The sequence below is a fragment of the Aeromonas allosaccharophila genome (assembly GCF_000819685.1).
Classification (GTDB): domain Bacteria; phylum Pseudomonadota; class Gammaproteobacteria; order Enterobacterales; family Aeromonadaceae; genus Aeromonas; species Aeromonas allosaccharophila.
On the sequence record NZ_CDBR01000056.1, the window covers coordinates 1 to 12,628 of the forward strand.

At 57.8% G+C, this 12,628-nt stretch carries 5 protein-coding genes; all 5 read right to left on the bottom strand.

Annotated features, from left to right (window positions below; all coding sequences use genetic code 11):
• Window positions 1-78 precede the first annotated feature (78 nt).
• The gene (locus tag BN1115_RS11195) at window positions 79-1,971 is read right to left on the bottom strand and encodes a PTS fructose transporter subunit EIIC (RefSeq protein ID WP_042657222.1); all 1,893 of its coding nucleotides are present in this window, start codon (window positions 1,969-1,971) and stop codon (window positions 79-81) included.
• 443 nt (window positions 1,972-2,414) lie between these two features.
• Entirely contained in the window at window positions 2,415-4,853 is a 2,439-nt protein-coding gene (locus tag BN1115_RS11200) for a GH92 family glycosyl hydrolase (protein ID WP_042657223.1), read from the bottom strand.
• A gap of 306 nt (window positions 4,854-5,159) precedes the next feature.
• The gene (locus BN1115_RS11205; protein ID WP_042657224.1) at window positions 5,160-7,682 is read right to left on the bottom strand and encodes a GH92 family glycosyl hydrolase; all 2,523 of its coding nucleotides are present in this window, start codon (window positions 7,680-7,682) and stop codon (window positions 5,160-5,162) included.
• 61 nt (window positions 7,683-7,743) lie between these two features.
• Window positions 7,744-10,146 (bottom strand): GH92 family glycosyl hydrolase, encoded by a 2,403-nt coding sequence (locus BN1115_RS11210; protein ID WP_042657225.1) that lies wholly within the window; start codon window positions 10,144-10,146, stop codon window positions 7,744-7,746.
• A 56-nt stretch (window positions 10,147-10,202) separates the two neighbouring features.
• On the bottom strand, window positions 10,203-12,628 hold a 2,426-nt coding region (locus tag BN1115_RS11215), incomplete at its 5' end, for a GH92 family glycosyl hydrolase (RefSeq protein WP_042657226.1).

Sequence of the window (12,628 nt, forward strand, 5' to 3'; positions counted from 1 at the left end):
ATAAAAACAATGCCAGTCAGGCCTAACTGACTGGCATTACCCGCGATGGGCCCCTTGTGCTGAGTGGTCTGACTGCTATCAGGCGGCGTTTGCCTTGTTGCCCAGAGTGCGGGCCAGCAGACCTTCCGGATTGTGAATCGCCTCTTTGGTCTTCACATCGATGACTTCGATATTGGTGAAGCGCTCACGGTATTTGATGGCCACATCGTGGGCGAAGATGACGCAGCGTGCGTTGGCGACATCCTTGGCGGTGATGCGGTTGATGATGCCGTTGGCGCCCTGAGTCTCGACCTTGATCTTGATCCCCTGCTGGGCAGCGGCCTTCTGCAGGCTCTTGGCGGCCAGGAAGGTGTGGGCCACGCCAGACGGGCAGGCAGTGATGGCCAGTACGTCTGCTTCCCCTTCCGCTTCAATGACTTCGAAGCTGGTTTGGGTGGTGGTCACGTCATCTTCTTCGCTTACCGGCTTCTTCAGCAGGTTGACGATGACGGCAGTGGTCAGGGCGCCGAGGATGGTACCCAGGATGTAACCCATCTTGCCTTCAACAACCGGCAGGACAATCCAGCCACCCCAGGGGGCGTGGTTGATACTGTGCATCATGAAGCCGGTGATGTTGCCGACGATACCGCCTGCGACGATGGCCGGGATAACACGCATGGGGTCAGCGGCGGCAAACGGGATGGCACCTTCACTGATACCGATCATGCCCATGATGGCGGCCGCTTTGCCGGATTCACGCTCTTCTTTCTTGTAACGCTTCGGAGACATGAAAGTCGCCAGCGCCATACCCAGCGGCGGCACACAGATGGCGATACCGACGCCGCCCATCAGCCAGGGCTGGGTGTTGACCTGAGTCTGGGCAAACAGGGTAGCAACCTTGTTGACCGGGCCACCCATATCGAAGGCAGTCATACCACCCAGAATGGCACCCAGCATTACTTTACCTGAGCCAGCCATGCTGGAGAGCCAGTGGTTCATCCCTTCCATCATGGCGGCGATCGGGGCACCGATCCCCCACATCACGATGCCACACACCAGGAAGGTACCGATCAGCGGATAGATGAAGATGGAACCGAGCGAGGTCATGGAGTCAGGCAGCTTGATCCGTTTGAGCTGATTGACCACGAAACCGGCGATAAAGCCCACCAGAATGGCGCCGAGGAAACCGGTTTGATAGTGCTGAACGGCAATCCAGGAGCCGATCATGCCCGGGGCCAGGCCCGGTTTGTCAGCCAGTGAGTAGGCGATGTAGCCACCCAGTACGGCGGTAAACAGGGTCAGACCGGCGATACCCATGGTGGCCATGTCTTTGAGGAAGCCCGCTTCCGGCACGGCGCCCTTGCCGCTCATCATCACCGACAGGGACAGCAGCACACCGCCCGCCACGATGAAGGGGATCATGTGGGAAGTACCAAACAGCAGGTGCTGCTTCATGGTATTGAGGCGATCCTTGAAGGTGCGCTCTTCGGGCTCAGCCGGTGCAGTGGCAGCCGGTTTGGCGGCAGGGGCAGGCTTTGCCACTTTCGGGCCTTGTTTGAGCAGGGTCAGGGCTTGCTCAACGGTGGTGGCCGCTTTCATCTGCTCGATGAAACCGGGTTCCAGCAGACGGGTAGAGAGCTCGGCCAGCACTTCGATGTGGTGATTGGCGCCGCCATCCGGGGAGGCAATCATGAAGATCAGCTGGGTCGGCTTGCCATCTTCGGCGCCGTACTCGATGCCCTGACGGCTGACACCGATGGCAATGGCCGGGCGGCTGACCGCCTTGCTCTTGGCGTGGGGCAGGGCGACACCCTGCTCGAAGCCGGTGCAGTCCAGCTGCTCGCGGGCCCAGACATCTTTGACGAATTGCTGTTGATCAGACACGGCGCCATCGCGCGCCAGCATCTGTGCCATCTCGTCGAACAGGGCCTCCTTGCTGGTGGCCTTCAACTCCAGGCAGATGAGTCTGCCGTTGGTCATGGTGGGTAACATCTCACTCTCCTTTCCCGTCAGGGCTAAGTCATGCGTTGCGAATTGGGCTCATTATTGCCCTCTATGGTGGGGTTGGACAGGCGATGAATGTAGCAATAACTGGATTTTTGTTGCATGGTTTTGCCGGTGTGATCCAGCTCGCAAAGTGTTGAGCTTTGACTCAATAGTTGTTTTTGTTTAATTCATGGCGGGATGTGACAGCGGTCAAGGTATGACAGAAAAACCCTTGCAACGGTATTTAAGGCCATTTTTTGCGGTTTATTGCCCGATTTAAGGCGGATTTGAGAAAAAACGGGTTGATGGCTGCACCGACGCTCCCCACTGGAAAATAGAACGGCCCTGCGCTGATTGGATTTTATCAATCCATCTGGCGTGGGCCGTCGGGTATCACAAAGTGACATTTTTGGGTTGGGTGCTGAATGTCACTTCAATGCTATGGCTCGTTACTGTTGTGGTGGGGTATTGCCCATCACGAAGTGGAGGTTGCCACCGGGCACAAACTCCTTGTGCTCGAAGAAGAGACCATCCTTGAGCGGTTTGCCATTGATGGTGACCGACTGTACATAGCGGTTCTTGGCGCTGTTGTTATCGGCGATGATGGTGAAGGTTCCCCCCTTGACCGGGATGGTCGCTTTGGTAAACAGCGGGCGGCCGATGGTGTAGACGGGGTCTGCCGCATTGACCTGATAGAAGCCGAGTGCTGACATGACGTACCAGGCAGACATGGAGCCTACGTCCTCGTTGCCGATGATGCCTGCCGGGGTGTTCGAGTACATGGTGTCGAGGATGTAGTCGACCGTCTCCTGAGTTTTCCACGGCTCCGAGGTCCAGTTGTAGAGGTAGGGGATATGGTGGGAAGGCTCATTGCCGAAGGCCACCTGACCCATCATCCCGGTCATGTCAGCGGTCTCCGATCCCTGACTCTCGGCGGCGAAGGTGGCATCCAGATTCTGCTTGAAGGCCTCTTCTCCGCCCATCGCGGTTTTCAGCCCCTTGATGTCATGGGGCACAAACCAGGTCCACTGCCAGGCGTTGCCCTCGGTATAGTTGCCGGTCTCATGTTCGGTGCCATAGGGATCAAACGGTGTCATGAAGGAGCCATCGATCATCACCGGACGCATGAAACCGGTCACCCCGTACTGGGCGTATTCGGCCGCATTGTGGTCGAAGTAGCGCTGGTAGCCGTTCGAACGGGCCAGATAGCGCGCTTCGGCAGTCGGGTTGCCAGCTGCTTTGGCGATCCGGGCGATGGCCCAGTCGTAGAAGGCGTTTTCCAGACCGTAGGAGACCGACTCTAGGGTGTAATCAACGAAGACGGGCTGACCATCGATCCGCTGCACCGCTGGCGCAAAGCCGTTCTTCTCGATGTAATCGATATGGTTGGTCAGGGTCTTGTCCAGCACCGCCTTGTCCCACTCGGTCGCCAGCATGGGGTAGTTGGTATAGGTGGAGCTGTCGATGGCGGCCTTGAGCGCCAGGTTTTTCTCCTGCGTGGCGAAGGCCTCGGGGTATTTGGTGATGGCATCGGCAATCACTACCACCGCCGGATAGCCCACCATGGTGCCGGTCTCATCCCCCAGATGTTCCCATTTGGGCAGCAGGCCGCTCTCCAGATACTTCTGGATCAGGTTTTTGGCATATTGCACGGCGCGGGTGGGTTCGGTGATGGTCTTGAGCGGGTGCAACGCCCGCTGGGTGTCCCACAGGGAGTAGAGCGAGAAGTTGGGCTGCTCTTCGCTCGCCTGACCATAGTAAATCGAGTAGCTGCCTTCCCCCTTGGCCTGCGCCCCTTTGCCCATGCCGCGGAAGCTGCCATCCACATCCTGATGGACGATGGGGGCGATCTTGGTGTGATAGAGGGCGGTGTAGAAGATCTCGCTTTGCTTCTTGCTGCCCCCCTCAATGGTGAAGTTGAGGGCGTTGGCCCACTTGTCGCGGGCATTGGCGCGGGCCTCGTCGAACGAAACATCCCCTTCGGCCTGGTAGTTTTTCCGTGCGCCGGTGGCATCAACCGCCGAGAGGGCAACTTTGGCATTGAGCTGGGCAGAACCGCCCTCTTCAAACTCGACGTAGGCGGTGACATCGGCGTTGGATTTGGCCTTGTGCTCGGCGGTCAAGCCCTCTACCGGTACACCCCCGGCGAGGAGGTAGACCCCTTTGATCTTCTTGTCGAAGGTCGCATGGAAGAAGATCTTCTGGTTTTTCGCCCAGCCGGAGAAGTGGGTGGCATCCCGCTCGCCGGTGATGGTGTAGCCATCTTCGCTGACAGTGAGTTTGTTGCGCAGCGAACTCGAGCCCCAGTCGCTGTTGAGGATCGAGTTCAAGTCGATCTTCAACCGTTGGGGTTGGCCCTGCGGATAGGTGTAGCGGTGAAAGCCCACCCGCTCGGAGGCGGTCAACTCGGCCTTGATGCCATTTTCGGCGATACGCACCGCATAGAAGCCAGGCTCGGCCAGCTCCGACTTTTTGTCCATTTTGACCGAGATGGCCTTGCGGTAATCATTGTTCGGCTCGATGTATTTGGCCTTATCTTCGGTAAAGGGCAGGAACAGAATATCCCCGAGCCCCCCCATGCCGGTGCCGGAGAGATGGGTGTGGGAAAAACCGAACAGGGTGTCTTTGTCGAAATGATAGCCGGAGGAGGAGTGCCACCCTATCAGTTCGGTATCCGGCGAGAGTTGCACCATGCCTTCCGGTACCACGGGGCCGGGAAAAGTGTGACCGTTAAAGCCAGTGCCAACAAATGGATTCACGTATTGCAACACATTGGTTGGCGTTGGCTTTTGATCGTCGTTATCGGTGTTGCTGTTATCTGAATCGCAGCCGGATAACATGGCCAGGGTGCTGGTCAGGGTAATGGCCAGAATATTTTTCTTGAACATATAGAACGGCTCCATCGGGTAGGGGGTGAGCAGTCAGAATTTATTTTTTGATGCCAGAGTGGTGCCTGCGCAATATCAAGGTGCGGCGCTGTCAATCCCGGCGAGCGCTATTATTCCCATGGCTCCTGTTTCATCGACAGAGTAAAAAAGTGTCATTCACTAGACTTTTGTGACAAGGCTGTCTGTTTGTGATCCGCGTATCATCTGATGCCGCACGTCATATTTTTTGAGCGTTCTTGTGAATCGACCAAAAAAGAGGCCCAAAGGAAGCTTTGGGCCTGAACATATATTGGCAATCAATGATGGTTATTTATTATCTGAGCGGGTCGGTTTTTGCGCCGTCATGATAAATTTCAACTCACCGCCTGCCCGAATATCGCTGTGGTTGAACGTCAGGTTTTCCCCCAGCGGTTTGCCATTGATGGTGACGGATTCCACATAGATATTTTGGGGGCCATTGTTTTCGGCGATCACGGTGAATTTCCCGCCATCAATATCCATGGTCACTTTCTCAAACAGCGGCCGACCTATGGTGTAGACCGGGACTCCCGGCGTGACCTGATAGAAGCCCAGCGCACTCATGATGTACCAGGCGGACATTTGCCCCACGTCCTCATTGCCAATCAGCCCGGTGGTGGTCGGGTGGAAGAAGCTGCGCACCGCCTGATCCACATACTCCTGGGTTTTCCACGGCTCCTTGGTCCAGTTATAGAGATAGGGAACATGGTGATCCGGTTCGTTCCCCATCACGAACTGCCCGATATAGCCGGTCATATCCCCCTGCGAGGTATCGGCGTTGGAGTTGGCGGTGAACAGGGCATCCAGATTCTTCCGGAATTTCTCCTCGCCACCCATTACCTCTTTGATCCCCTCGATATCGTGGGGAACAAACCAGCTCCACTGCCAGGTGTTGCCTTCGGTAAAGTCCTGCCCCCGGTGCTCGGCCCGATAGGGCCAGAAGGTGTCATAACGGCTGCTGTCGTTGATGTCGCAACCTGGTGGGGGCGTGACCGGGTTGCCGTTTTTATCGATGGCGCAGGAGGGGTAGTTGTTGACCCAGCTGCCATCGTAATTTTTGGGGCGCATAAAGCCGGTCGAACCATATTTGCCATATTCCGTTGGGTTGTAGTCAAAATAGGCGCGCCAGGTGGTGGCCCGGGCCAGATAGCGGTTCTCGGCAGACTTGTCGCCCGCCAGGCGGGCCAGCTGGGCGATACACCAGTCGTAGTAGGCATTCTCGACGCCGTACGAGACGGACTCGTTGACCAGCTCATCGTACTTGTCCTGGGCCATGCCGCCCTCTTCGGGCTTGAGTGTGACGTTGGCGGGGACATAGCCGTGCTGCTCGGCATACTGGCCGTGACGGGTCATCACGGTGAAGCGCTTGTCACCGTTCCAGGGATCCTGATAGGGCACCCAGCTTTTGGTCAGCTCGAGGTCAAAGTTGGCGGAAACGTTGGCCGCCTGCAATGCCAGCTTTATCTCTTCCTGTGTGAATGCATCCGGGTATTTGACGATGACGTCGGCGATGATGGAGACCGCCGGATAGCCGACCATCTCGCCGGTATAGTCGGAGTGCAGCTCCCATTTGGGCATGATGCCGCCGGTTTTATATTTGTTGAGCAGATCGTGCACATAGTCGATGGATCGCTCTTTTTCGATGATGGTCTTCAGCGGGTGGGCGGCGCGGAAGGTGTCCCACATGGAGTAGACCGAGTAGTTGGTAAAGCCCGGCTTGGCCTGATGCACCTTGCCATCCATCCCGCGATAGTGGCCATCCACATCCTGATAGACGAAGGGGGCGATGTAGGTGCGATAGAGCGAGGTATAAAACATCGTCTTGTCAGCATCGCTGCCACCTTCCAGGGTGAATTTATTGAGTACTTTCGCCCATGCCTGTTTGCTCTCCTGCACCACCTGATCGAAGCGATAGCCATGTTCATCGGCGCGCAGGTTGGCCATGGCCCCTTCAATGCCGGTGCCCGAGATCGCCATCTTCATGGTGATGGGCAGATCCCCTTTGGCAAAGTTGAGCTGGGTCACTACATCCCGCACCCGGGGTCTGGTTTCGCCATACCCGATGTAATCGGCCAGCCCCACCTCGGTGTCGCTGCTCAGTTTGCCATCGACATAGAGGGTCTGCTCCACGAAGGGTTCGGAAAACTCGGCATAGAAAAAGACCGTTTGCCACTGCCCCCACTCGTTGCTGGTTCTGGCTCCGGCAATGGCGTTGTCGCTCACCCGCTTGAAGTAAATATTGCGGGAGTGGTTGCCGTATTGCTCCAGCAGCTCGTGCTGCAGATCGAGCTGGACTTTGCGATCTTCACCCGCCGGATAGCTGTAACGGTGAAAGGCGACCCGCTGGGTGGCGGTGAGTTCGGCCTTGATGCCGGTCTCTACCAGATCGGCCTTGTAATAGCCCACCTCCGACAGCTCGCTCGGCTTGTTGATGGTGACCGGGTCGGTATTGCTGCCGGTGAAGGGAAGGAAGGCGAAATCATTGAGATCGCCCTTGCCCGCCCCCGAGATATGGGTGCTGCTGAAGCCGGAAAGCTTGGCCAGCTGGTGGTGATAGTCGGAAGGGGAACCCTTGCCATTCCAGTTGGCTTGGTTCCAGCTATCCGGGCCCGGCTGGATCATCCCCTCCGGCATGACGGGGGCCGGATTGACATTGCCCAGCCCATCGGTGCCGATCAGCGGATCGACATATTGCAGCACCTGCAGGGCATTGTCGGGGCGGCCGTTGTCAGTGGTCTCATCGTTTGTGTTGCAGCCATAGAGGCCAAGCAGGGCGGTCACCATGATGGCCAGCTTGTGGGGTTTGAACATCGTTGTTCCTCAATACCGGAGATGAAAACGCGGCAAGCCGGGTGGCCTGCCGCTGGTGGCGTTACGGGGTTGGTTGCTGGTTGGTCATCACAAAACGCAGCTCGCCACCGGGATGGATCTCGCTGTGGGCGAAGGTGTTGTACTGGTTGAGTGGTTTGCCATTGATGGTGACCTCTTTGACATAGAGGTTGTCCGGACCATTGTTCTGCGCCACTACGTTGAACTGGCCGTCGGGCAGGTTGATGGTGACCTTGTCAAAGATGGGACGACCGATGGTGTAGGTCGGGTCGCCCGGGGAGATTTGATAAAAGCCCATGGCGCTCATGATGTACCAGGCCGACATCTGCCCGACGTCTTCATTGCCGATCAGGCCATCCGGGCTGTTTTTGTAGAACTCCTTGTAGACCCGGTCGAGGTACTCCTGCGCTTTCCAGGGCTGGGCGGTACGGTTGTAGAGATAGATGACATGGTGGGAGGGCTCGTTACCGTGGATGTACTGCCCGATGTAACCGGTCATGTCCTGATGTGCCTCACCTCCGTTGGGGTCGGCGTTGAACAGGTTGTTGAGCTTGTCGTACAGCCCCTGCTGGCCGCCCATGATCTCGGTCAGCTTGTCGAGATCCTGCATGAATGACCACTGCCACTGCCAGGCGTTGCCCTCGGTGTAGTAGAAGGCATCCGACTTGTAGGGATCGAAATCGGCTGGCGCGTATTTCAGGGCACACGGGTCGCCATTTTTCAGCTCGGTCGGCACGAAGAAGCCCTTGCCATCGGCATTGCCAGCTTGAGGATCCCAATGCTTGAGCGAGTTGTAGGAGCGCGCCTTGAACTCCTGATAGGTGGTCATGTCGCCCGCGGCTTTCGCCATCTCGGCGATGGTCCAGTCGTAGAAAGAGAACTCCAGCGAGTAGGAGACCGAGTTCCAGTTGGGATAACGGACGCACTGCTCTTTCTCGTGATAGCTGAGCTGACCGGCCATCAGCGAGCTCAGAATGTCGTCATGGATCTGCGGGTAATCGGCGGGTCGGTAGTGGGCCGATTTGACAGAGGCTTGCAGCGCCTCCTCGGCATCGATCAGCCCCTTGGTCACCGCATCGGCAAGAATGGCCGCCGAGGGGTAGCCGATCATGGTGCCGGTTTCCGAGCCGTGACCTTCCCACTTGGGCAGCAGGCCGAACTCCACGTTGGATTTGCGGATCAGATCCTTGGCATAGAGGGTCGCCTGCGGCGGGTCCATGATGGTCCACATGGGGTGAACGGCGCGGAAGGTATCCCAGGTCGAGTAGATGGAGTAGTTGGGGGTATCGCCAGGCTGCAGGGTGCGCAGGGTGCCCTGCATATCAAGATACTTGCCATCCACATCGTAGAGCTCGATGGGGGCGATCATCATGTGGTAGAGGGCGGTGTAGAAGTTGGTCTTCTCGGTCGGCGAGCCTCCCTCTGCGCGGATCTTGGTCAGCTTTTCAGCCCAGGCATATTCGGCGTCAGACTTCACCTTGGCAAAATCAAAGCTGGGGGCTTCCGCCTCCAGATTCTTCTGTGCTCCTTGCCAGCTCACCGCCGAGATGCCGACCCGGATCTCGAGCGGTTGGTCACCCTGACCAAAATTGAGGTAGGCGGTCAGGTCATCCCCTTGATAGACGCTGTTGGGGCGCATCTCCCGGGTCGGCATCTTGTCTTGCTCGCCCAGCATGGCCTTGGCCACGGGTTGGCTGAATTTGGCGTAGAAGAAGATGTTCTGGCCCTGATGGTTCTGGCCCTGAAACCAGCCAGTGGAGGTTTTGCGGCCACGCAGGGTGTACTCATCCACCACTTCGATTTTGTTTTTCAGCGACTGGCCGTTGTTGTTGAGCAGGGTATGGCCCAGATCGAATTTCACATTGCGATCCGCTCCCTTGGCAAAGGTGTACTTGTGCAAACCGACCCGTTTGGTGGTGGTCAGCTCAACTTCAATCTCCCCCTTGTTCAGTCTGGTTTGGTAATAACCGGCGCTGGCGTGCTCATTGGTTTTGTCAAAGGCGTTTATTTGGGCGTCAGCCATCTCGGCATAGGGCAGTACCAGAATGTCGCCCAGATCGGTGGCGCCGGTGCCGGAGAGATGGGTATGGGAGAAGCCGTAGAGCGGTACATCGGTCGCGACGATCTCGCCCGTGAGGTAATTGGAGGAGTCCCAGTAGCCGGAGGCGGAGTGCCAGGGGTTGAGCCCGCTCTCATGATCGGTGCTGGAGCCAATAAAGGTATCCGGCGAGAGCTGCACCATGCCGGCAGGGCGGGTGGCGCCGGGGAAGGTGTGGCCGGAGGCGGCGGTACCTATCATGGGATCAACGTATTTCAGTAGCGACAGATCGACAACCGGGGTCACCGGTTTCTCGATGGCGGTAGACTCGCTCTCACTGTTGCAACCGGCGATGCCACCGGTCAGCGCGGCAATCACCGCAAGAGAAAGCAGATTGCACTTGAACATGGCCATTCCATTTTTTGAGTGATGATGGGGGAGGGAACCCTCCCCCGAACAGGTGATTAACGGGAGCCGGCAGGCAGGTCGCCTTCGTGCAGGAAGGTGCCGATACCTTGCGAGGGCGGCAGATCTTCCGGCTGGCTGGCCCAGTTCTGGTTGGGGCTATCGCCCATCACGAATTCAAGCTTGCCGCCACTGAGGATTTCCTCATGGGTGAGGTAGCTGCGATTGAACTCGCTGCCATTGAGGCGAGCAGACTGGATGTAGATGTTGTCGCGGCTGACGTTCTGAGCCGTGACGGTGAACTGCCTGCCAGCGCCCACATCGAGCGAGGCGGTGTCGAACATGGGGGTGCCAATCTCGTAGATGCCGGAGGAGGCATTGACCGGGAAGAAGCCCAGTGCCCGGAACACGAACCAGGCAGAGAGAGTGCCAAAGTCATCGTTGCCACAGATGCCGTCAGGGGTGTTTTTGTAGCAGACGTTGGTGGCTGCCGCGATGGCCGCCTGTCCCTTCCAGGGTTGCCCTACGTAGTTGTAGAGGTAGGGCACATGGATATCCGGCTCGTTGCCCTGCACGTGCTGACCCACGTTACCGGTGTTGAATACCGGGAACTGGTTGTCGCCAGCGTTGCGATCAGGGTAGGTGGTCCAGTACTCGTCCAGTCGCTTGGCAAACAGTTCGCCACGTTTGGCCTGAGGGTTCCGGGTCTGATCGAAACGGGTCATCAGATCGACCAGACCGTGGATGTCATGCTGCACGCTGAAGGCGTATTGCCAGCCGTTGGACTCCGCGAATGACCAGTTGAACATGTCCGGGCGCCAATCCTTGCCCACTGCCCGGCTAGTTTTCGGGTCTACCCAACCGGCATCGATAAAGTTGCCATCGTAGTCACGGGCCTTGAACCACCCTTTGTACTGCTTGCCGCCAAAGTCAAACTGCGCCTGCCAGTTCTTGGAGCGATCGGCAAACTCCTGATAGCGGGGATCACTTTCGCCAAACACCGCCTTGATCGATTGGGCGATCGCCCAGTCATCCATGGAGTACTCCAGCGAGTAGGAGGAGGTCCAGGCATCCTTGAAGGGAGAGTGTGATTCCCAGTCGTTGGTCGGCGGCGTGTCGTGCAACTGGGCAGGCACATAGCCCTGCTGCTCGTACTCCTTGATCCAGGCGACCCCCTGGCTGGTGGATGCGCGGGCATCGGTGATCATGGCGGTCACCAGTCGCTCCTTGATCTCCTGACGTTCCGCATCGCTGAAGCCCAGCGCGATCATCCGTCTGTCCAGCGAGCCTTTGGAGAGCACATCGTGGATCACCGGAGTGGAGTGCATCCCCATCATCATGCCGGTCTCGTTCCCCTTGAAGGTCCACTCCGGCAATCTGCCCTTGCGCAGGTTACCTTGATCGTTCATCCACTCCTCCTCGGCGTAGGAGAGCATGGAGAGCACCACATCGGCGAGGCGATCCGGCTCCAGCAGTGACGAGAGGGGTTGTACTGCGCGGTAGGTGTCCCACAGGGAGAAGGTGTCATAACGGGTAAAGTCCGCTTTGCCATCCCGGTTGGCATCGGCGGTGCGCACCGACTCCTTGAGGGTGTCGATCTGCTCGCCCCACGGCGTGTTGCCATCCGGGTAGGCATTGCGTCCCTGATGGACCTGGCGGTAACGCCCGTCCAGATCGGAGTGGATGGTCTGGCCCAGATAGGTGTGGTAGAGCGCGGTATAGAAGGTCTGTTTGTACTCCTCATCCCCACTGACTTGGATCTTGCCCAGCTCCTCTTCCCATTTTTGGGTGGCGGCCTGACGCACATCGTCAAACGACATGTTGGCCACTTCGGTCATGTTGAGGGAGGCGCCAGCGTTGCCATCCCGGCCGATCTCGACGTTGGAGAGGGCTACCTTGGCCTCGACGGCCAGGCCCTTATCTGCGGTATCAAATTCCACATAGGCGCGAGCGTACTGATATTTGCCACGGGTCTCGTTGCCGATCTCGGTGGTGCCTTCCGGCAGGTCCAGATAGCGGTTTTGGTCTTTGTCACAGTAGGCGAAGCGGATATTTTTGATGGGTTGATCAAACTCCATCACGAAGAACTCTTTCTGGCTGGGGGCCCAGCCGTCGGAGAAGCGATGGCCCTCGATCCGGTTGTGGGTTTTGTCCCACTTCAGATAGGAGTCGGAGGTGTAGTCCCAGTTGACCTTGAAGCCGAGGTTGACCACGATTTCCGACTTTTTATCCTGCGGGAAGGTGTAGCGATGAACACCCACCCGATCCGAGGCGGTCAGCTCGGCCTTGATGCCGTAATCTTTCAGATCGACCTTGTAGTAGCCCGCGGTTGCCTCTTCATCCTTGTGGCTGTAACGGGAGGCCTCCAGATTCAGGGAGGCAGACCCCTCGTTCAGCATGAAATTGGAGCGGGAGTTGATCGGCATCACCAGAATATCGTTGAGATCTCCGGCTCCGGCCCCCGACAGGGTAAGAGCATGAATGC